General features: G+C 66.4%; 19 protein-coding genes and 3 pseudogenes. 10 read left to right on the top strand and 12 right to left on the bottom strand.

What is annotated here, in order from left to right:
* From ACIPK3_RS33500 to ACIPK3_RS33510, 3 genes and pseudogenes are all read right to left on the bottom strand, one after another.
* Positions 1-110: pseudogene (locus ACIPK3_RS33500) on the bottom strand (IS6 family transposase); the annotation flags it as partial.
* 133 nt (positions 111-243) lie between these two features.
* Positions 244-693 (bottom strand): annotated as a pseudogene (locus ACIPK3_RS33505) (hypothetical protein); the annotation flags it as partial.
* Between the two features lie 444 nt (positions 694-1,137).
* On the bottom strand, positions 1,138-1,455 hold the full coding sequence (locus tag ACIPK3_RS33510; protein WP_402575904.1) for a hypothetical protein: 318 nt from the start codon (positions 1,453-1,455) through the stop codon (positions 1,138-1,140).
* 576 nt (positions 1,456-2,031) lie between these two features.
* On the opposite strand from ACIPK3_RS33510, the gene ACIPK3_RS33515 reads away from it, so the two are divergent.
* Both ACIPK3_RS33515 and ACIPK3_RS33520 read left to right on the top strand, forming a co-directional pair.
* Positions 2,032-2,406: a VOC family protein gene (locus tag ACIPK3_RS33515; RefSeq protein ID WP_402575906.1), complete on the top strand. Its 375-nt coding sequence runs from the start codon at positions 2,032-2,034 to the stop codon at positions 2,404-2,406.
* Between the two features lie 123 nt (positions 2,407-2,529).
* Positions 2,530-3,770 (top strand): annotated as a pseudogene (locus ACIPK3_RS33520) (IS701 family transposase).
* On the opposite strand, the gene ACIPK3_RS33525 reads toward ACIPK3_RS33520, so the two are convergent.
* Positions 3,740-4,111: an ankyrin repeat domain-containing protein gene (locus ACIPK3_RS33525; RefSeq protein WP_402575908.1), complete on the bottom strand. Its 372-nt coding sequence runs from the start codon at positions 4,109-4,111 to the stop codon at positions 3,740-3,742. The pseudogene ACIPK3_RS33520 and the gene ACIPK3_RS33525 overlap by 31 nt on opposite strands.
* Positions 4,112-4,263: 152 nt before the next feature.
* Between ACIPK3_RS33525 and ACIPK3_RS33530 the strand changes: the two genes are divergently transcribed.
* Together ACIPK3_RS33530 and ACIPK3_RS33535 are read left to right on the top strand one after the other, a co-directional pair.
* Positions 4,264-4,527: a hypothetical protein gene (locus tag ACIPK3_RS33530; RefSeq protein WP_402575910.1), complete on the top strand. Its 264-nt coding sequence runs from the start codon at positions 4,264-4,266 to the stop codon at positions 4,525-4,527.
* Between the two features lie 239 nt (positions 4,528-4,766).
* Positions 4,767-5,048 (top strand): hypothetical protein, encoded by a 282-nt coding sequence (locus tag ACIPK3_RS33535; RefSeq protein ID WP_402575912.1) that lies wholly within the window; start codon positions 4,767-4,769, stop codon positions 5,046-5,048.
* A gap of 288 nt (positions 5,049-5,336) precedes the next feature.
* On the opposite strand, the gene ACIPK3_RS33540 is transcribed toward ACIPK3_RS33535, so the two are convergent.
* Positions 5,337-5,546, bottom strand: a complete 210-nt coding sequence (locus ACIPK3_RS33540; protein ID WP_402575940.1) for a hypothetical protein — start codon at positions 5,544-5,546, stop codon at positions 5,337-5,339.
* Between the two features lie 64 nt (positions 5,547-5,610).
* A complete protein-coding gene (locus tag ACIPK3_RS33545) occupies positions 5,611-6,396 on the bottom strand; it encodes a hypothetical protein (protein WP_402575914.1) in 786 nt (261 codons plus the stop codon).
* Between the two features lie 433 nt (positions 6,397-6,829).
* On the opposite strand from ACIPK3_RS33545, the gene ACIPK3_RS33550 reads away from it, so the two are divergent.
* The 3 genes from ACIPK3_RS33550 (at position 6,830) to ACIPK3_RS33560 (ending at position 8,948) form a co-directional block, all read left to right on the top strand.
* Positions 6,830-7,315 carry a DNA/RNA non-specific endonuclease gene (locus ACIPK3_RS33550; protein WP_402575916.1) on the top strand — a complete coding sequence of 162 codons (486 nt, stop codon included), beginning with the start codon at positions 6,830-6,832 and terminating at the stop codon, positions 7,313-7,315.
* A 12-nt stretch (positions 7,316-7,327) separates the two neighbouring features.
* Positions 7,328-7,927 carry an SMI1/KNR4 family protein gene (locus ACIPK3_RS33555; RefSeq protein ID WP_402575918.1) on the top strand — a complete coding sequence of 200 codons (600 nt, stop codon included), beginning with the start codon at positions 7,328-7,330 and terminating at the stop codon, positions 7,925-7,927.
* Between the two features lie 250 nt (positions 7,928-8,177).
* Positions 8,178-8,948: a DUF6159 family protein gene (locus ACIPK3_RS33560; RefSeq protein WP_402575920.1), complete on the top strand. Its 771-nt coding sequence runs from the start codon at positions 8,178-8,180 to the stop codon at positions 8,946-8,948.
* Between the two features lie 102 nt (positions 8,949-9,050).
* Here ACIPK3_RS33560 and ACIPK3_RS33565 read toward each other — a convergent pair whose 3' ends face one another.
* From ACIPK3_RS33565 to ACIPK3_RS33575, 3 genes are all read right to left on the bottom strand, one after another.
* Complete coding sequence (locus ACIPK3_RS33565) at positions 9,051-9,854, bottom strand: IS6 family transposase (RefSeq protein WP_402575922.1); 804 nt, start codon at positions 9,852-9,854, stop codon at positions 9,051-9,053.
* Positions 9,855-9,888: 34 nt separating this feature from the next.
* Complete coding sequence (locus ACIPK3_RS33570; protein WP_402575924.1) at positions 9,889-10,140, bottom strand: hypothetical protein; 252 nt, start codon at positions 10,138-10,140, stop codon at positions 9,889-9,891.
* A gap of 130 nt (positions 10,141-10,270) precedes the next feature.
* On the bottom strand, positions 10,271-11,176 hold the full coding sequence (locus ACIPK3_RS33575) for an NAD(P)-dependent oxidoreductase (protein ID WP_402575926.1): 906 nt from the start codon (positions 11,174-11,176) through the stop codon (positions 10,271-10,273).
* Positions 11,177-11,284: 108 nt separating this feature from the next.
* Between ACIPK3_RS33575 and ACIPK3_RS33580 the strand changes: the two genes are divergently transcribed.
* Both ACIPK3_RS33580 and ACIPK3_RS33585 read left to right on the top strand, forming a co-directional pair.
* Complete coding sequence (locus ACIPK3_RS33580) at positions 11,285-11,890, top strand: TetR/AcrR family transcriptional regulator (RefSeq protein ID WP_402575928.1); 606 nt, start codon at positions 11,285-11,287, stop codon at positions 11,888-11,890.
* 77 nt (positions 11,891-11,967) lie between these two features.
* Positions 11,968-12,177 carry a hypothetical protein gene (locus ACIPK3_RS33585; RefSeq protein WP_402575930.1) on the top strand — a complete coding sequence of 70 codons (210 nt, stop codon included), beginning with the start codon at positions 11,968-11,970 and terminating at the stop codon, positions 12,175-12,177.
* Between the two features lie 84 nt (positions 12,178-12,261).
* On the opposite strand, the gene ACIPK3_RS33590 is transcribed toward ACIPK3_RS33585, so the two are convergent.
* Positions 12,262-13,641, bottom strand: coding sequence for an FG-GAP-like repeat-containing protein (locus ACIPK3_RS33590; protein ID WP_402575932.1), 1,380 nt, complete (start codon positions 13,639-13,641; stop codon positions 12,262-12,264).
* Positions 13,642-13,924: 283 nt separating this feature from the next.
* Positions 13,925-14,440: a hypothetical protein gene (locus ACIPK3_RS33595; protein ID WP_402575934.1), complete on the bottom strand. Its 516-nt coding sequence runs from the start codon at positions 14,438-14,440 to the stop codon at positions 13,925-13,927.
* 468 nt (positions 14,441-14,908) lie between these two features.
* Here ACIPK3_RS33595 and ACIPK3_RS33600 point away from each other — a divergent pair, with 468 nt between their 5' ends.
* On the top strand, positions 14,909-18,463 hold the full coding sequence (locus ACIPK3_RS33600) for a hypothetical protein (protein ID WP_402575936.1): 3,555 nt from the start codon (positions 14,909-14,911) through the stop codon (positions 18,461-18,463).
* Between the two features lie 475 nt (positions 18,464-18,938).
* Here ACIPK3_RS33600 and ACIPK3_RS33605 read toward each other — a convergent pair whose 3' ends face one another.
* Positions 18,939-19,658, bottom strand: a complete 720-nt coding sequence (locus ACIPK3_RS33605) for an IS6 family transposase (RefSeq protein WP_402575938.1) — start codon at positions 19,656-19,658, stop codon at positions 18,939-18,941.
* Positions 19,659-19,724: the final 66 nt, after the last annotated feature.

Below are 19,724 nucleotides of genomic sequence, written 5' to 3' on the forward strand. Positions count from 1 at the left end.
TCCTCGACCTCACGGAAGCTGAGCGGGAACCGGAAGTACAGCCACACGCAGTGCGCGATGACCTCTGCCGGGTAGCGGTGGCCCCTGTACGACGGTGACACGCTCTCCACGACAAGCCCCTCCCACCCGCGACCAACCCGAAGATCATCTCACCCACCGGGCAACGTGACAGCACCGTAGACAAGCACATGAAGCCTCTGGCGGAACGGGTGAGCTTGGTCGTAAACCCGTCTACCAGGGGCTTCACCCATCTGTCACGCCAACTGCCGCCCCAACAAAGCAGGTTGGAGAAGGCTCACGGTGAGAATGGCTGCGGTGACGGCCTGGGAGGTGTTGAAGTCGAAGCCCTCCAGGATGATCTCCTTCTCGAACTTGGCCGGGTTCCAAGTCGCCGAGCAGCAGTCGCAGCCCCGCGGGGCGCACGAGCATCGCCACGCTCGCATCGTTGGGGCCGTCAGGCTCGGGCGCGACCGGACTCGGTGGCTGCGGCCAGAGCACCTGCCCGGTGAGCGGACCGGCAGGCCATCGTTCACCGGCGACGGCGTGGGTGAGCGGGATGTGCCGCCGGGCCGCCTCCCTTCTTACGAACTCTGCCTGGTCGGGTGGCTCCTCGAAGCCGGTCGTCTCGATCGCGTCCACCGTGCAACCCCGCAGCACGCCGGGCAACCCCGTGACGTGGTCGGCGTGCTTGTGTTCTTCGCGCTCAGCGTGACTCATGAGACATTCGTCTGATCAGGAGTCGCGGGCATGGCCTCGTGCCGTCGAGCGGAAAGCCAAGAAAAACCCGGCGAAGCCGCCGGCCGGTGATCGTATTGCGTGAGATAACCACAACCACCGACCGCAACCACCGACAAGGGGATTCGCCGCGCCACCCAGCCCGACCATCGCCCTGAGTCAGTTTCCGTAGAGGCGATCGAGCCGCTTATTCGTAGCATGCAAGCGCTCCGTCAGATGTCCCTCAGCCGTCTGCTGGTAGGTGCGCAATCTATCTACAAGATCCAGACACTCCATCAGCAGCTCGAATGCGGAGGCCGCTGCCAACTTCGAACGCCCAGCGGCAACCTCCTCGAACAGGATCTCGATACATCCGCACACTGGCCCAGGGAACCATTGGTGCGGAGGTCGGCACAGCCCTATTTACAACGCCTCGATCTCTTGGACAGATGAAGGTCTCGCATCCAGCCGCAACTCTCCATCAGGCATGATGTCTACAGTCACGGCTTTGATTTCAGCTCCCGTTGCAGGAAAATCCGCAGGTGTTACTTGCACCCCCCGCTCGGCCAGCAGCACGAAATCGACGAACGCCCAGGGATTCGGGACGATTGGGCTAATAATTCGCACGTCAATCCCAAAACGATCTCGGTGGCCGGCGACGACGCATCGAACGAGTTGCCTCGGACGGAGCCCTCGCAGCTCCCACTCTTCTCTTCTCTCCATCAGAGCGTTCTCCTTCAAGGCCGGACTCCATTCCGCAGCACAGACAGATGACGTACTGCGTCACTCCGTACTCCCACGTCGCCACGTCCTCGAAGTCGAATCCGCAAATTCGCGATAGCGTGTCACGCGGCTTCCCGCATCGTGTCGAGGAACCCCCAGCACCACCTGGGCCCACTGCGTAGCAACACTGTGACCAGGCGAAACGGTAAACAGGCGGGCGAGGCACGGGTCTCACGCCCAGGCGGTCGCGTCGTACACGCACCGCAGTGCGGTGCGACGGCATCAGGGATGCGCAGTGCCTCCAGGCTCTCGGGCGCATCTGGATCGAGGAGCGCAACGAGTGTGGTGAAGACCCACCAGCCCACAGGACGGCTTCTCCTGGACTTCGGGTCGGTCGTGCCGACGTCAATGCCGCTCGTGCCCCGCTCGGACAGCGCCAGAGATACAGCGCGATCCCGTCCACTCGTCGTCTGCCAGATCACCCGCCCTACGAGCGAAACGATGACCTCCAAGGGGGGCGGTCGCATGATCCTCAGACAGACCTTAGTACTCCAGCTGTAGATCGTGATCAGGCGCCGTGAGACGCTGCCCTTCATGATCGCCAAGCTGCAGTGTGTGGTGTTGGACTGTGCCGATGTCGTTGAGCTGTCCCGGTTCTACCAGTCGCTTCTCGGCGGCGTAGTGAACCAGCCGGATCCGCGGTGGTCACTCGGCGACGGTTGGGCGACGCTCCACACCGACGGGCTCGTGCTGGCTTTCCAGCGGGTGGAAGACCATCAGCCGCCACGGTGGCCGGATCCCGCTCGGCCCCAGCAGTTCCATCTCGACCTGGGTGTCCCGGACCTGAACCGAGCTCAGGAGGACGTTCTCAATCTGGGCGCCTCACTGCTCGATGAGGGGACCGGGAAGCGCAGTTGGCGCATCTTCGCGGATCCGGCAGGTCACCCGTTCTGTCTCGTCCGGGACTGACAGGAGACACCGCAGCGGTGCGGCCACCGTTGATCATCGTGAGTTGTGTGGACTAACAATGAGACGGTGGCCGCGGGCCACAGCATAGATCCCGCCCGGTGGCGGGAGGCGTTCGAGGTGGCCATGAGCCGGATTGCGGGCCGGTTCTCCCGGGTCGAACCCCGGCTGCGGGCCGGGCGGTTGGTGCTGGGCCTGCTGTCGGACCTGCCGCGCAAAAACTGCTGGACGATCGCGGAGTGGGCCGGGGAGAGGACTCCGCACGGCATGCAGCACCTGCTGTGCCGGGCCTCCTGGGATGCCGACGCCGTCCGCGACGACGTACGCGAATACGTCGTCGAGCACCTCCACGATGAGGAAGCGGTGCTGGTCGTCGACGAGACCGGTGACCTGAAGAAGGGCACCCACACCATCGGGGTCCAGCGCCAGTACACCGGCACCGCCGGGCGGATCGAGAACTCCCAGGTCGCCGTCTACCTCGTCTACGCGGGCGAGCGGGGACACGCGGCGGTGGACCCCGGGAGCTGTACATCCCGCGCTCCTGGACATGTGACCCGGACCGCTGCCGGGCAGCGGGGCTCGGCGAGGACACCGTCTTCGCGACCAAGCCCGAACTGGCCCGCACGATGATCGAACGCTTCCTGGACGTCGGACACCACGCGGACTGGGTCACCGGTGACGAGGTCTACGGCGGCAACCCGAAACTGCGCACGGCTCTGGAGGAACGCGGCATCGGCTATGTCCTCGCCGTGGCCTGTTCGGCCGAATTGTCCACCAGCGCGGGCACCTTCCGCGCCGACGCGCTGGCAAAGAAGGTTCCGAAGCGGGCCTGGCAGAAGCTCTCAGCCGGACCTGGTGCGAAGGGGCAGCGGTTCTACGACTGGGCCGTCATCGACCTCGCCGACTCAGCGCCGGGCAGGCGCCAGCTGCTGATCCGCCGCAACCGCACCACCGGCGAACTCGCCTACTACCGCTGTCATTCGACCGGGCCGGTTCCCCTGGCCGCACTGGTCAAGGTCGCCGGCTCCAGGTGGCGGGTGGAGGAGACTTTCCAGACCGAGAAGCGGCTGGCGGGACTCGACGAGCACCAGGTCCGCCGCTACCCCTCCTGGGCCCGCTGGGTCACCCTGGCCATGCTCGCCCACGCCTTCCTCGCGGTCGCCCGCGCAGACGAACACGCCTACCGTCCCGGGCCAGCCGACCTGGTCCCGCTGTCCTGCAACGAGATCCAGCGCCTGTTCACCACGGTCGTCGTCCAGCCGCTGCACGACATGGCCCACCGACTCGGCTGGTCCGACTGGCGACGTCGCCATCAGGCCCGATTCCGCACCAGTCATTACCGACGGCAAGCCGCATCCCAGACATGAAGATCACGATCTACAGCTGGAGTACTAAATCGCTCAATGAGCCGCTTAGCCATTGCATGCCCATAGGAATCCGCCAAGCCCAACGGGTCCACGCTGCCATTAATCGACTGCGGCGAAGCGCCGTATGCAAAGAGAACAGCAGTGAAGGTCACCCTCATTTCGTCACCTGCTTGAATGGCAGTATCGGCCTCATAATCAACAGCGTGCGCCAATAGGGTCAATCCAGAGCAAACTTCATTGGGGTCAACTCCAGCATCCAAGAGGCAGGCCAAAGCATCGAGGTTACCATCTTCAATGGCCTGATGCGCCGGGGACCAAACATTTTCTACAGGTGAAAACATGAGGTCACAATACACGGCCACCCGGGATCTATGCACAGCTCCACGTGGGTTCGATACCTCAAGATACCCTACACTCAAGGATTACCTGAACGATCAGGGCATCGAGCGCAAGTAGACAGATTGCGTCTGAAAAATAGTTGAGGAGGGTGCAAATGCGAAGCGAAGAAGACGAGGATATCTGCCGCGTCTGCGGCTACAGCGACGGTGGTCTCTTCTACGAGGACACGTGGGCGACGAATGCCATCTGCCCCTGCTGCGGCGCCGAGTCCGGTATCCAGGCTCTCAGCTTGCAGGGTGCTCGCGAGTACCGCGGATACTGGATTGGCCAGGGAGCTCGCTGGTTCCGCCAAAAGGAACAACCTCCCGGCTGGGACTTGGTGAAGCAGCTCACGAAAATTCCCCGAGAATGGCGCTAGCGGGAAGGGAGCAGATCAAGAACATCCCGTTAGTACTCCAGTGTGACTCGTAGTTCCACATCACGTAGCGTGTGTGGTGGCTATTGAGCGGTGTCCTGCTCGATCGCGCGGAGGACATCGGCGAGGCCAGACCAGGTGGTGGCCCACGGCCCGGTTCGTGCCCTGACGCCGGAGAATCCGCGAGGATTCACCGAGGCTGACCTCGAAACGCACCTCCAGGGACAGGGGTTCGAGCGCAAATGACCGAGGCGAGCCAAGACGACGACAAGAGTGAGACGATCTGCCGTGTCTGCGGATTCTCGGACGGTGATCTGTACCGGGACGAAGGCGGCTGGCCGACCGACATCATCTGCCCCTGCTGCGGCGCCCAGTCCGGAATCCATGACGGCACCCTGGACGGAGTCCGAGCATTCCGGGGCTACTGGGTAGGCCAAGGTGCTGCCTGGGACACCCCGGAAGTCCGACCGGAGAACTGGGACCTCATTGCTCAGATCTCCAGCGTTCCGCCCGCCTGGCGCTGAGGCGGTGGAACCGCGGCTACTCGCATCGAATCCACGTGGTTTCGATACCTCGAGATACCCCAATTACTGACCTTCAAAGCGTGGTGTCGTAGGGGCTGACGCCTCATGATCCTTGCGGTATGCCGACCGCATGAGGTATGCGCAAGGGGGCGGACTGAGCGACGAACGGCGGTCATTCCGCGAGAAGTTGAGGATGGAGGCGGCCGCAACCCGTGGCGCAACACCCAGCGCAACAGATAGGCGCAACCCCTGGCGCAACCCGTGCTCCTGGCTGGTCGAGCCGAACGGTCACACGGCCCGGACGGCTCCGTGGGCACGGGCGAAGTGGCGCAGCTCGGAGCGGGCCGCCGACACCGAGGGGGCGGTCTCCCAGTACGGATGCCACCACAGCCGCACAGACAGAAGCAGCAGGCAGCGGCGCAGGGCGCTGGTGTCGCGGAGGCGCGGTGCAGCGAGCGCGTCGTAGGTGGCGTTCCACGCGGCTTGCGTCTGCACCAGGTGTGACTGAGCACGGTAGATGGCGCGGATGGACAACTCCGATGCACAGCTCCGCCCCGGCCGGTCAGGTAGCCCAGGGAAGCCGTACGGCTTCGAGGTCCCCGTCGTTGAGGAGGGCTTCGATCAGCGCGGTCGGGCCGGCCACCTTGGTGGCCCAGAGGTCGTAGTCCGTGCACAGTACCCAGGACTGGTCCCGCGGCCAGAGGTTGGACGGGCTCCAGCCGTCCTCCTCAGGGTGGTCGTACAGCACGTGGGCGTCCGCGAGCGTGCCGGTGCGGATGTGCAGGTTGTCGAAGTCATCGGCTCCATGCAGCAGCGGGCTGTAGTAGGCCAGGCAGGGGGTGTCGGTGCCCTGCGGGCTGTGCTGGGTGAGGATCGTGATCAGGCGGTTCCAGGCGGCCCGGTCCATGCTGCCTTCGGACGGGACCTGGATCCCGACCGGCCAGGGGCGCGGCGCGATCGATGGGAAAGAGCTGTGGCACGGCAGGCGTCCCTCAGGCACGGTCGGGTCACCGATCCGGCGCGCGAGCTCCGTCCATCGCAGTCGGCGCCAACGAGGTCCGGGGTGCTCACCGGGGACCGCGTCCATCACGTCTGCCGGGTCCAGACCTGGGACGATCTCGGGCCCGCCGCCCAGGAGCACGCGCCGCTCGTACTCGACGTAGGACATGCCCGTCGGTCCGAGCTCGTGCTCGTACATGGAGTGAAGCACCCAGACAGCGTCGGGCAGCGCCGGCGGCATGAACCCCGTCAGTCCGTCATCGGAGGTCAGGTCCCGCAACCAGTCGGCTTCCCGGCCCGCGGTGAGGGGCCACCGAGCGGTCGCCAGAGCTGCAGCTGTCTCGTGCATCCGCCCAGAGTCGCACCCGACGCGAAGGGCCTCCCCGGCGGGGCCCAGACTGCCCGGCACACCCCACTCAGGGTGCTCCCGCGCCAACCATCGCGCTCAAGGCCAACCAGGGTGCTCAAAGGCCAACTATCGCGCTCAGTCACAGCCCGGTTGTGACCATGCACCAAAGCTGGCCCCACTGGACAACTGGGTCTGTAAATCGAACGGTGTTTCTGGGTGCGATCTCTCGGTTTCGTGTCAATGCACCACCTGCACGAATACCGCCCCGTGACAGTGGAATCACCGCGATCTCTCACATCCATGACAGTGAGCTCCACCCTGGGAACCAACGCTGACCAGCACCAACGCACAGACCCTCACTGTCCCTCACTCCACTGTCACGTAACCGGGAGATCGCAACTGGGCCGTAAAATACGCGCAGTTCGTGGGCGCCGTGCCTACCAGGCACACCGTCAACAACTGCCACCTGCTCGGAAACCAGCTCAGCGGTTCCGGTACCGACCTGCGCAACCTGGCCACCTGCGGCCGTGACGCTAACGACTACGTCAAGAGCGGAGGCGGCATGGGTGCCATGGACAACATGAAGAAGTTCGAGAACGAGGTGCAGACGCTGATCACGAACGGCGGTTACACGGTCGGTTACACAGTCGTCCCAGTCTACAAGGGGCGGCGCACGGTACCGCAGTCCTTCGAGATGGCAGCCGTGCTCTGGGACGCGGCGGGCAACTACGAGGGGACCATGAAGACGTCCGTACCGAACCTGATGTCCAGCCCGCAGGGCAGAAAGAATTCTGGGCACCGTGATCGACTCCAGAGACAAGAAGGACGTTCCGACGAGCTGACCGCGTCATATGCTCGATACACCTCGCCCTCCGCAGGCACCCGGGTACGGGGCCTGCGGAGGGCACCACCTGTTTGAACGGGAGCGCGCATGCACTGGGCGGTCGAGGCGCTGCTCACTCGAATGGACCCGCCGGCGCCCGGCGGGGACGTCGTCGACTGGGACGAGGTCCAGTCGGCCAGCGGCTTGCTGCTGCCTGCCGACTACCGGGACTTCGTGGCTCACTACGGCGGCGGGGCGATGGACGACTTCCTGTGCGTCTTCACGCCTCCGGTCGAAGGCTCCGCGTACAACATGCTGCTGGTCGACGCGGCTTTCATGGGCGAGTACGCGGCCGAGTACGCCGCGGCGCGCCCGGACGCGCCGCCCGGCGGGCTGCTGCGCTGGGGCTCGAGCTCCACTGCGGACAGCGTCTTCTGGCGCTGCGGGTCGCCGAACCCCGAGCAGTGGACCACGGTGGTCAGCCGTCGTCAGCACAGTTGCGACGACAGCCCGTGGCTGGAGTTCGACTGCGGGATGGCCGAGTTCCTGGTCAGGCTCATGCGCGGTGAACTGCCCAACCCGTTCGGACAGAGCGACTTCCCCAGTCCCCGGCCGGAGTACCTGGGGTGGCGGGAGGAGGCCGCCGAGACGGGGGACTTCGACGGAGCCTGGGGCGAGACTGGTAACTGGCCCTACGGGCCGCTCTGACCCGGTCACACTGTGAGGGTGCCCGCGTTCATGACAGAACACCGTTCCGGCGACCCTGGTCTGTTCAGTCCGCGGTCGGTGACCTGGCAGATGCACGGCGACCCGATGATGTAGGTGGCCGGAATCCGCGCGCTCTACCTCCAGACGCGACGGCAACGTCCACTGCGTCTGCTCACTGCTCTACCACACCACGTAAAGGTCCGAGGTGGACGCGTGTAATCTGCGCCCACCTGACACGTGAGAGGCCCAGATGAAGCTCGGGATCATACGTACGACAGCACGCGTGCTGCGTCAGCGCCCCGGCCTGCTTTGCTTCCCGGTACTCGGTCTCTCGACTGTCGCAGCGGTTCTGGCGGCCTCCTGGCCGCTTCTGCTGCAAGGGATCTGGTATCGAGTCGAGCACGGCGGAGCTCCCACCCAGACCCAGTCCGCCGCGATCGCGCTCGTACTATGGACTGCCTTTGCGCTCAGCGGCATCTTCACCGCCGCCCTGCTCCACTCCGTACATGCGCTCCTCGGCGGCGAGCGCCTTCCGCTGGGCGCCTCGCTGCGCGCGACCGGCCGACGCCTGCCCACCCTCCTCTCCTGGAGTCTTCTCTCGCTGGTCGCCGGCTCATTGTTGCGGACCGGGGAGTCGCTCGCCGGTCTCTCCACGCTCTTCGAACTGCTCGGATTCTCCTGGTCGCTGCTGACCTTCTTCACGCTGCCCGTCATCGTCGTCGAGGGAAGAGGAATCGTGGCCAGCTTGCGCCGGTCGCTCTCGCTCGGGCGTCGCTCGCTCGGCCGGTGGGTGGTCGGTGGCCTCAAGCTTTTCCTCACGACCACGCTGGTCGTAATCGGCGCGATCGTGGTTCTGATCCTTGCGGTGGACTCGGACAGCCTGGCCATCCTCTTCGCCAGCTTTGCAACGGTCATCGCCGTCATGCTGCTCGTAACGGTCGTCAACTCCGCTGCGGCCGGTATCTATCGCACCTCCCTCTACCGCGACGCCGTCGCCTCAGCCAGACAGGTCAGCCCCTGACGGGGTCCCGATAACGTGCGTGCTGATCTTGTTCCGAAGACATGTGGGGAGCGGGTAGCTCCGCAGTAACGCGGGGTTCTCTGGAGTCAAGCTCCTCAGTACCTACCAGCGGTGCTGCCACGTTGTCCGGCATGTAATCGGCTGATGGTGTGTCAGGGCATGTGAGGGTCGGGTTTCGGTTCCTGGGTCAGGCCACGGCGGACAGGCGATGCTGCTGGTGATGTGGTCCCAGAGGGTGAAGCGGAGTGGCATCTCGAAGCGGTACTGGGTGGCGGTCAGGAGGTGCCGTCGGGGTCGGAAGTGGGGTGAGAGGCCGCTGAACGCGGACAGGAACCGTTGTGCGGCGCCGGGCGAGCGGAAGTACTTCATCGCGCGCTCACGCTGCCGCGTCGGCTGGTGACTGTTCTCGGCCCGGTTGTTCAGCCCCTTGTGCGAGCGGTGCTCGACCGGGGCCATGAGTTCGCGGTGGGCGACGCCGTAGCTCTTCAGCTTGTCGGTGACGAGGACCCGAGGGACGCGGCACTGCTTCTTCATGAGCTTGGCCATGAAACGCCTGGCCGGCTTCGCGTCGCGTCTGGACTGCACGAGAATGTCCAGGACGTCGCCGTGCTGGTCGACGGCCCGCCACAGGTACTGTCGCTCGCCGCCGATCTGCACGAAGACCTCGTCGAGATGCCATTTATCGCCGGGCTCGGGCCTGCGGCACCGCAGGCCGTCGGCGTGGGACTGGCCGAACTTCCCACACCAGCGGCGCACCGTCTCATGGGAGAGGGTCACCCCGCGCTGAAGCATCAGCTCTTCCACCTCGCGGTAGCTGAGCGGGAAGCGGAAGTACAGCCACACGCAGTGCGCGATGATCTCTGCCGGGTAGCGGTGCCCCTTGTACGACGGCGACGCACTCTCCACGCCAGGCCCCTCCCGGCTACGACCAACCCGAAGATCATCTCACCCTCCGGTCAACGTGACAGCACCTGGCGGGGTCCTCGGGGCTGCAGTCGCCGAAGATCCACTGCATCTCCTCGAACGCGGACGGATCCTCGGGGGGAACCCACAGACCGAACTCGTTCCAGGCCCAAGGCGCGTCGTACTCCTCGCCACAGGACTGCGCCACCATCTGAAGATAGTTCCGACTCGCCTCCCGGAGGGCGACGGCGTCGTCGCCGGCTTCAGTGGGACGAGGCTGATCACTCACGGCAGCACCTCGTGGAGTCGAGGAGGGTGTGGCAGGCCAACGGGCCCCGGTCACCGCGCAGGGCGCCATTCGGATCGCGATACCGGGCTGGGCCCAGTTCCGGGCCTCGGCGCCGCAGCCGCCCGCCGACCTACCTTTCCCCCGTACCTGCCGAGGCCGTCGCGTCGCCCGCGGTGCGGGTCTCGATGGCGCGCAGAACGGCCACCATGTCCTCACCGCCGTGCCCCAGCGTCACGGTCTCCTCGAACAGGGTGTGGCAGACGTCCAGGAGCGGCGAGGCGACACCCGTCGTGCGAGCGGTTTCGGCGATCAGCCGGTTGTTCTTCAGGACGTCGTGGGCCGCCGCCTGGACCGCGAAGTCGCGCGCGTGCAGCTTCGTGGCCTTCATCCTGGAGACATCGCTGGCCATGGGACCGGCGTCCACCACGTTCAGGAACTGGCGCCGGTCCAGGCCGCTGCGGTCCGCGAAGTGGTATGCCTCCGAGAGCCCGGTCACCAGCGTGATCAGGAACAGGTTCACCGAGAGCTTCATCAGCAGGGCGTTCGGGGTGGGGCCGCAGACGAAGGTCTCGCGGCACAACGGTGCGAGCAACGGTCGTACGATGCCCACCGCGGCCTCGTCCCCGGCGAGCATCGCCACCAACTGCCCGTTCTCCGCTGGCACCCGGGAACCGGAGACCGGCGCCTCGACATACCGCCCGCCGGCCGCGCGGACCTCTGTCTCCAGGCTGCGGGAGTAGTCCGGAGAGGTCGTCCCCATGTGGACGACGATCCGTCCGGCGACCCGGGCGGCGAAGTTGGCGGTGCCGCGGCCCAGGGTGGAGTCGATCGCCTGGTCGTCCGCCAGCATGAGGATCACGACATCGGCCCTGGCGAAGACCTCGGCCGGGTCCGCCGCCGTCTCGGCCCCGGCCGCGCGCAGCGGCTCGGTGCGGGCCGCGGTGCGGTTCCAGACGGTCAGCGATGTGCCGGAGCGGACCAGCCGGAGCGCCATGGGCTGTCCCATGACTCCGAGACCGATGAAGCCAACGTGCACGATGGGCCGCCCTCCGTGGTGCCGCTATGACAGTGGTCATAGTAGCGAGCATTATGACTGCGGTCATAGAGTGAGGAGAATGATCCGCGGTGAGTCGGGAGGTCGGCGATGGCGGTGTCCGAGCGGGGGCCGCGCGAGCGGATGGTCTTCAGCGCGGCCCAGTTGATCCGGCGCGACGGCGTCACCGCGACAGGAATGCGTGAGGTAGCCGCGCACGCTGGCGCCCCTCGCGGCTCGCTCCAGCACTACTTCCCGGGTGGCAAGGAACAACTCGTCAACGAGGCGGTGGCCTGGGCCGGACGGTACGCAGCCGACCGCGTGGCGCGCTTCCTCGCGGCGCTGTCCGAACCCACACCGAGCGGACTGTTCGCCGCGATGGTACGGCAATGGACGGACGAGTACCGGGCGTCCGGCTTCGAGGGAGGCTGTCCGGTCGCCGCAGCGACCGTCGACTGCGCGCAGTCCACCGACTCCACCCGTGATGCCGCCGCGGACGCGTTCGCGCGCTGGACGCGTCCGGTGGCCGAGGCGCTGACGAACATGGGAGTCACGGCGGACCAGGCCGAGCCACTTGCCACGCTCATGATCAGCGCGCTGGAGGGCGCCCTGCTGATCGCCCGGACCGAACGCGACGACCGCGCCCTGAGGACCGTGGCACGCGAACTGGGACCGTTGCTCGATGCGAGAACGCGAAAGCCATCACCAGCCGGCTGAGTCAGCCGCTGGCGTCCCAGACCATTCCGCGAAGCTGGAGTTCGGCCTTCCCTCGGGCTGGAGACCCGCTCCACCCCGTGCGCGGCAACCAGCACATGCTCGACGTGCTCGACGTCCTGCACCGCGACCGCCTCGCCCTGCGCATCCACGACGGCGCGTTCTCCGCCATGGACCTCACCGTCCGCCACCCGCACCGGTGGTCGCCGGGGCTGACATCCTTCTCGGGGGTCCGTCTCAGACTTGTCGGGTTCAGGTCCCGCAGATCCATGTCTACCTCACCTCCGTGATGATGATGGGACCCTGGAACACGGGTGGCCGGGCGGCCCGAGCCTGTGTGGGGCTGGGGCCGTCCGGCCATGTGGGGGTGGGGGTTAGGGCTGGGTGGTGACGGGGGTGGAGAAGTGGCCCTTGTTGTCGCCGGGGTAGGTGTAGAAGGTGGTGGCGTTGCGTAGGGCGAGGAGGTCGGCTTTGCCGTCGTTGTTGAAGTCGCCGCCGGTGATCAGGCGGGTGGTCTTCCAGCCGGTGCCGACTGCGGTGCCGGTGTTGAAGGCGTTCTTGCCGTTGTTGGTGTAGCTGTAGAGGGTGCCGTTGTTGTTGATGGCGGTGGCGTCGGCTTTGCCGTCGCCGTTGTAGTCGCCGACGGCGATGAGGCGGATGCCGTCCCAGCCGGTGCCGGCCGTGATGCCGCGTCCGACTCCTCCCTTGCCGTCACCGGGGTAGATGTAGAGGGTGCCGTTGTCGTGGGCGGCGAGCAGGTCGGTCTTCTTGTCGCCGGTGAGGTCTCCGGCGGCCAGCAGGCGCATGCTGTTCCAGCCGGTGCCGGCCGTGATGGTGTGGCCGAACCCGCCGTTGCCGTCGCCGGGGTAGGTGAGCAGTGTGCCGTCGTCGCGGATGGCGACGATGTCGGACTTGTTGTCACCGGTGAAGTCCCCGGCGGTGATGACGGGGGTGGTGTTCCACTGGATGCCGATCTGGCGGCGGCCGGTGAAACCACCCTTGCCGTCGCCGGGGTGGGCGTAGAGGTTGCCGTCGGTCCCGTCGACGGCGAGCGCGTCCGGTTTGCCGTCGCCGGTGAAGTCGCCGGCAGCGAGCTGGCGGGTCCAGGCGCGGTGGGCGGTGGCGCTGATCCATTCACTGAGGTCGTCCGTGCGCTGCGCTTCGGCGTTGTTGCGGGTCTCGCTCTCGCCCAGGCAGCCGCCGCGCCAGGAATGGGTTGCGATGCCGACAAGTTCGGCGCCGTTGTCGCTCTCGCGCAGGACCGGTCCGCCGGAATCACCCTGGCAGACCGAGTCACTGCTGGTCTTACCGGAGAGGGCGAGGGTGGTGCCGTTGACACTGTCGACGGTGAGGGCCGAGGTGTGCGCGGCACCGGGCACCCACTCGGTGCTGGTGCGGCCGAGCCCGGAGAACGTCGCCCCGTCACCAGCGGCCAGGGGGGTGTCGGCCAGCGACACCACAGGCACGTCGGCGGGAGCGGACACCGACAGACGGGCCATCACCACATCACGCCCCGCCGCGGGAACCAGCTCGGCGACCTCACTGCTGTGAGCAGTACCGGCGGACAGGTCGGCGCGGCTGACCGTGACCGTGGTCTTCAGCTTCGGCTTGCCAGCGACGACCTGGGCGGGGTCGTCCGCGAAGCAGGACGCGGCGGTCACCACCCACTCACGGGACACCAGCACCCCCGAGCAACCACGCGCCGTCTCCCCCTCACCGACGGTCAGCCGCGCGGTGAACCCGAAACTGTCCACGGCCTTCGGGCCAGTAGCAGCACTCGCGGGAACAATGAGCGCAGCAACCGCTGACACACTCAAACCGGTGGACCAGATGGTGCGGGAACGTCTAACAGGCATGGCTTTCCTTGTCGAGCTGAAGGCGTAGCCCCAGAGAAGAAGGGGCAGTGCGTGCAGGTGGTGGCGGGTCGGAGAGAGGCGGCATGGCACCTTCACGCGGGCGGGTGCCTTGGGTGGCTGGCAGGCCACCGAGCCACCCGGAGACCGCTATGTGAAGCAGCCCCGAGCCGGGCTGCGGAGGTCAGCTGGTGACGCGCAGCTCGACCAGGGTCGTCATCGGCTTGCCAAGTCCCTGGCCGACAGTCTCGAAGTCGTTTTTGTCGACGTTGACGGTCTGGGAGTCACCGGCGTCCGTGGTCAGCTTCGCCGTCACCGGGTGGTCGGCGGTCTCGATGTAGAACACGCGCGGCACTTCGAGGGTGAGGAAGCCGGACTTGGCGGTGGCTCGGAAGCAGAAAAGCTTGGGCTTGTTCTGCTCGTCGGGGCCACGGGTGACCTGGACGCTGATCTGCGCCTTGTCGGAGCTGTCGCAGTCGGCGAGGACGATGTGGCCATCACCGCGGATCAGCTTGATCATCTTCTGTTCGAGGATCTGCGCTGCGTTGGGGTAGTCGAAGGTCTCGACGGCGTACGGCATCGACGTGTCAGCCGCAGTGGCACCGGCGGGTGGTGAGGCAAGGGCGGGCACAGCTAGAGCCAGGGCGGCGGCACCAGCGATGCCAGCGCCGGCAATCAGCTTGCGGGCATGCGTGAACACCTGAGGGCGTCCTTCCGGGAAACGGCTGCGGTCAGCCGCGAGTTGAGCGACAGGAAACTCGCAGCGCCACACGCGGAGTATTCAGACACTCATCAGCGAATCTCAGCTGTAAAGGAACTACGTGCTCACAACGCGTGTCAAATCGGAATAAGGTGAACTAGATCACCACGCCCTGGTTCACGAGTCTTGGTTAAGGCGGGGTAAAGTACGGACCAACTCGGACTATGTGCACTCAGTTGCTTTCAGTGACCTCTGATTCTGGCGCCACACGCCGCACATGCCGAGTGGGGGCGGATCGCGTTCGCCAGTTTTGAACGCGACATTCAGACTTGGAACTTTCCAGCTGCTCCCTCGATCCCGATTCCGGCGAGCGATGTGCCGTCGGCTATGAGATGAGTGATCTTGAGGCGAAGACTGCGTGCACCCCAGCACGCGAGAAGGGCGTGGCGCACCCTGCGGACGCTGTTGGTGAGCCTGCTGCCGGTTGCCCTGGTCGTCGGGTTGATGGGCTCCGCACCGGCTCTGGCCGACGACGGCTTCGACGACGACGAGGGTCCGGTCAGCGCGATACCCGCCACCGACCGTGGCAAGGTCGTCGAGCTCTGGAAGGAAGGCGGACCTGGCGTCAAGGCTGCCGCCGAGGTCGCCCTCACAGGCACCGACGCCGAGGTGAAGAACTTCCTCGACAAGGTGGCCCCCGGGCTCCAGGTCGACGACGACCGCGTCTCTGTGGCACAGATCGCCACGGTGGGCGGCGTCAATGTCCAGGAAGCGGCCCGCAAGGCACTGTCGACACCCGACGTGGATCTGCAGGCGTTTCTCAGCGACGGGTGGAAGCATCCTCTCGAGGAGGACCAGAGGCTCCGTGTCGCCCAGCTGATGGACGCCGGCGGGCCCGGTGTCCAGGAGGCCGGCAAGGCCGCGCTCAACGGGTCGGCCACCGACGTTCAGGCGTTCCTCAACAAGGGCCAGTACACTGCGCGCGAGGATGACGAACGGCTGCAACTGGCCCAGATCCTGAGCACCGGCGGGCCAAACGTACGGGCCGCGGGCAAGATCGCTTTGAAGGGCAGCCCGGCCGACGTCCGAGAGTTCCTGGAGGTGGGCCAGCACATCGCCCGCGACCGGGACCGGGAGCACGCCACGATTGGCGAGCTCTCAAAGCAAGCCGTCGAAGCTGGACGCCAGGCCATGGTGGAGACCAAGGCCGCGGAGGAGACCTCCAAACGCGCCACTGTAGCCGCGGCGCTGGCCAAGAAGGCTGCTGAGGAGGCGGCCAAGGAGACCGAACTCGCGCGCAACGACGCACTCAGCGCCGCCGCTGCAGCGGGCCGCGCGGCCAAGGCCGCCGATCAGGCCGCCTCCGCGGCCCAGCAGGCCATCAGTGCCGCACGGGCCGCCAACAACTCCGCCCGCATCGCTGCCAACGCTGCGGCCCAGGCCGCCTCGGCAGCCGCGGGCGCCGCCGACGCAGCCTCCACTGCACGCGGTGCGGCAGCCGCCGCAGCCGTGAACGCGAGCGATGCGTCCAAAGCACGTACCGCAGCGGAAAGCGCCAGGACTGCGGCCCAGGGCGCCGACACTGCGGCGGAGGCCTCCGACCAGGCCGGCATCGCCGCGGACCGTGCGGCGGATGCCGCCGACGCCGCCAGCCAGGCCGGCACCAACGCGCAGAACGCGGCAAACGCCGCCAAGAGCGCCAGTGACTTCGCCGACCAGGCTGGTGTGCACTCCCAGACGGCCAGGAACGCCGCTGCCCGCGCCGAACGCCAGGCCAAGGAAGCCTCCCGGGCCGCCCAGGAGGCCAGGAACCTGGCCCGCAAGTCGGCCCAGGCAGCCCGGGACGCGCGCGATGACGCCCGTTCGGCGGCCACGCATGCCCGCAACGCTGCCAAGGCAGCCGACGAGGCAGCCGAACACGCCGGTGAGGCCGCCACGGCGGCCACGCAGTCCACCGCTCACGCCAAGGCGGCCCAGGAGGCCGCCACCCGCGCGTCGGACGCGGTCGCCAAGGCCGTCAAGACCCACGAGCTGGCACTGCAGATCGAGAAAGAGGACCGCGCCGAACGTGCGAACAGCGGCATGGAGAAAGCCATCGCCTTGGCCGACTCCACCGCTGCCTTCGACCAGGCGCGCAAAGACGCAGTCAAGCAGGCGCAGGACCTGGAGGCCGAGGCCGGGAGACTTGCCGCGGAGGCCAACGCGCCCGGCGCCGACGCCGAGGACGTTGCCCACAAGGCCCGCAAGATCGCCGTCAGCGCGATGAAGGTCAGGGGCCCCTGGAGCCGTACGGCTGCCGAGGTCGCCCTCGCGGGCACGGACAAGGACGTCACCGACTACATCCGTACCGGATGGACCCAGGCCGCCCAGCAGGACGACCGCACCCGGGTCGAGAACCTCGCCCTCCTCTCGGAGATCGAGCCGGTCCGAACCCAGGCGGTGGCCGCGCTCTCCGGCGACGCCACCAAGATCAGCACCTTCCTGGAGACGGGCCAGTACGCGGCCGCGTCCGACGACTTCCGCGTGCAGATCGCCCAGATCATCAGCAAGGGCGGCCCCAACGTCCAAGAGAGTGGCCGCGCCGCCCTGAACTCGGGCTCGGAGGAGAAGTACCGCCAGTTCCTCGTCACCGGGCAGTTCATGGCGCAGTACGACGACGACCGCCTCATCGCCGCGGGTCTCGCCGACGGGGGCTCCACCGCCGCTCCCGACAAGTGCTCCGTCAGCGAAGCGACGGTCGCCGCCTGCATCGCCCTCAAAGCGCCGGCTTCTGCCCTGCGCGAGTTCGCCGTCTCCGGCCAGCTCAAGGCCAAGCGCAAGGACCTGCTCGCGGCAACTCACGACCTGCAGATCAGCAAGCTGATCCAGGACGCCGCCAAAGTCGCGGCCACTGCACAGGAGAACGCCGACCGGGCCCAGGCCGTCGCAGCCGACGCCCGCAAGCGCGCCACTGAGGCCAATCAGTACCGCAGACAGGCCGAGGCCTCGAAGAACAAGGCCCAGGGGTACGCCGATCAGGCGGCTGAATCGGCCAAGAAGGCCACCGAGTCCGCCAACCGCGCTGCCGAGTCGGCGAAGCAGGCCACCGAGGCCGAGGAACAAGCCAGGCAATCCGCACGCGAAGCCAACCACTCCGCAGCCCTCGCCGAGTCGTCCGCAACCGCCGCCCGTGGCTCAGCCGATACGGCCTGGTCCTACGCCAACGAGGCCAAGCAGTCCGCGATCGCAGCCGGCAAAGACTCCGAGGCCGCCGACAAAGCAGCCAAAGACGCACTCGCCGTCTATGCGGCGAAGACCCGCGAAGAGGCCGAGGCTGCACTCAAGGAAGAGAACCGCGAGAACCTCGCTGCGCTGCAGGAGATGGAAGAAGCTCTCGCCGACGCCGCGGCCGACGACGATACGAGCGTCTGGGACATGCTTTCCGGTGTCGGACACACGCTCCTGGACGGCGCCGGATTGATTCCGGGCGTCGGCGAGTTCGCTGACCTCGCAAACTCAGGCTGGTACGGACTCGAAGGCGACGCACTCAACGCCTCCCTCTCCGCAGCCTCAGCAATCCCGTTCATCGGCTGGGGAGCCACCGGCTCCAAGTGGGGCAAGAACACATTCCACGGCGCTGAAGCCTTCATCAAGGCTCAGAAGGCAGTGGGTAAGCCTGCGCACATCTGGAGTACCGGAAGGCAGAGTTCCGGAGCTGCGAACGCACTGTCCCACTGGACGAAGCACAAGGCCGAGTTCCCGGAACTGGACAACGCAAAGCAGTACGTCGAAATCGCCCACGGCTACAGTGCATTGGCCAGGAACGGCAAACCAGCGAAAGGCTATCGGATCTTCAAGCAGAGCGGCGATAACATGGCCGTGTTCGACGAGACCACCAAGACGTGGTCGGCGTTCAACAAGGAGGGAATCCCTCAGACCATGTACAAACCGAAGCCTTACGACCCAGTCAACAACAAGGGAGGGTATCGAACGACGCTCGAGGACTGGCTGAAGGAACCTGGCCGCGGAACTGAGATCAAGTGAATACAGGAACCACAGGGGACTACATGGATGCAAATCCTGAGTATATCTGCCGAATCTGCGGATTCGACTTCGAGGACGTGGCGACGTGGGAGTACGGAGTTCCGCAGTACGTCATCTGTCTGTGCTGCGGAATGGAGTCAGGCCTTGAGGACGAGGACTTCGTGAAGGTTCGGAACTACCGAGCCGAATGGGTTGCGAACGGCGCAGTCTGGAAATCCCCACGCCATCAACCGCAAGACTGGAACATCCTTGAGCAGTTGGCGCACATCCCCCCGGAATGGCGCTAAAGGTGTTGCAGAAGCCTCATCAAGGTCTGGAAGTCAGTGGGCAGAACCGCGCATCTGGAGCATCTCCGTCGTGTGGAAACTGAATGCGATGCAGCACCCCAATGCGGCCCCTCGGCACGGCGCTGTCACGTTGTCGGGGGTGTGGTCGTCTGGGGGTGTGCCTGGTTGGTCGGGTTTCGGGTCTTGGGTCAGGCCGCGGCAGGCTGGAGGGCCGCGCCGGTGATGTGGTCCCAGAGGGTGAAGCGGAGGGTCATCTCGAAGCGGTACTCAGTGGCGGTCAGGAGATGCCGTCGGGGCCTGAAGTGGGGTGAGATGCCGCTGAACGCGGACAGGAACCGTTGTGCGGCGCCGGGCGGGCGGAAGTACTTCATCGCGCGCTCACGCTGCCGCGTCGGCTGGTGACTGTTCTCGGCCCGGTTGTTCAGCCCCTTGTGGGAACGGTGCTCGACCGAGGCCATGAGTTCACGGTGGGCGACGCCGTAGCTCTTCAGCTTGCCGGTGACCAGCACCCGCGGGACGCGGCACTGCTTCTTCATGAGCCTGGCCATGAACCGTTTCGCGGCCTTCGCGTCCCGCCGGGACTGCACGAGAATGTCCAGGACGTCGCCGTGCTGGTCGACGGCCCGCCAGAGGTACCGCCGCTCGCCGCCGATCTTCACGAAGACCTCGTCAAGATGCCATTTATCGCCGGGCTCGGGCTTGCGGCGGCGCAGGCCGTCAGCGTAGGACTGGCCGAACTTCACACACCAGCGGCGCACCGTCTCGTAGGAGACGCTCACCCCACGCTGGAGCATCAGCTCCTCGACCTCACGGAAGCTGAGCGGGAACCGGAAGTACAGCCACACGCAGTGCGCGATGACCTCTGCCGGGTAGCGGTGGCCCCTGTACGACGGCGACGCGCTCTCCACGACAAGCCCCTCCCACCCGCGACCAACCCGAAGATCATCTCACCCACCGGGCAACGTGACAGCCCC

Source organism: Streptomyces sp. NPDC086787 (genome assembly GCF_044745865.1).
Lineage (GTDB): Bacteria > Actinomycetota > Actinomycetes > Streptomycetales > Streptomycetaceae > Streptomyces.

What these genes read in the sequence shown, in the direction of transcription:
- ACIPK3_RS33530 (WP_402575910.1), top strand. Translation starts at nt 4,264, where the DNA reads ATGCGAAGCGAAGAAGACGAGGATATCTGCCGCGTCTGCGGCTACAGC.
- ACIPK3_RS33545 (WP_402575914.1), bottom strand. Translation starts at nt 6,396, where the DNA reads ATGCACGAGACAGCTGCAGCTCTGGCGACCGCTCGGTGGCCCCTCACC.
- ACIPK3_RS33535 (WP_402575912.1), top strand. Translation starts at nt 4,767, where the DNA reads ATGACCGAGGCGAGCCAAGACGACGACAAGAGTGAGACGATCTGCCGT.
- ACIPK3_RS33580 (WP_402575928.1), top strand. Translation starts at nt 11,285, where the DNA reads ATGGCGGTGTCCGAGCGGGGGCCGCGCGAGCGGATGGTCTTCAGCGCG.
- ACIPK3_RS33555 (WP_402575918.1), top strand. Translation starts at nt 7,328, where the DNA reads ATGCACTGGGCGGTCGAGGCGCTGCTCACTCGAATGGACCCGCCGGCG.
- ACIPK3_RS33560 (WP_402575920.1), top strand. Translation starts at nt 8,178, where the DNA reads ATGAAGCTCGGGATCATACGTACGACAGCACGCGTGCTGCGTCAGCGC.
- ACIPK3_RS33515 (WP_402575906.1), top strand. Translation starts at nt 2,032, where the DNA reads ATGATCGCCAAGCTGCAGTGTGTGGTGTTGGACTGTGCCGATGTCGTT.
- ACIPK3_RS33525 (WP_402575908.1), bottom strand. Translation starts at nt 4,111, where the DNA reads ATGTTTTCACCTGTAGAAAATGTTTGGTCCCCGGCGCATCAGGCCATT.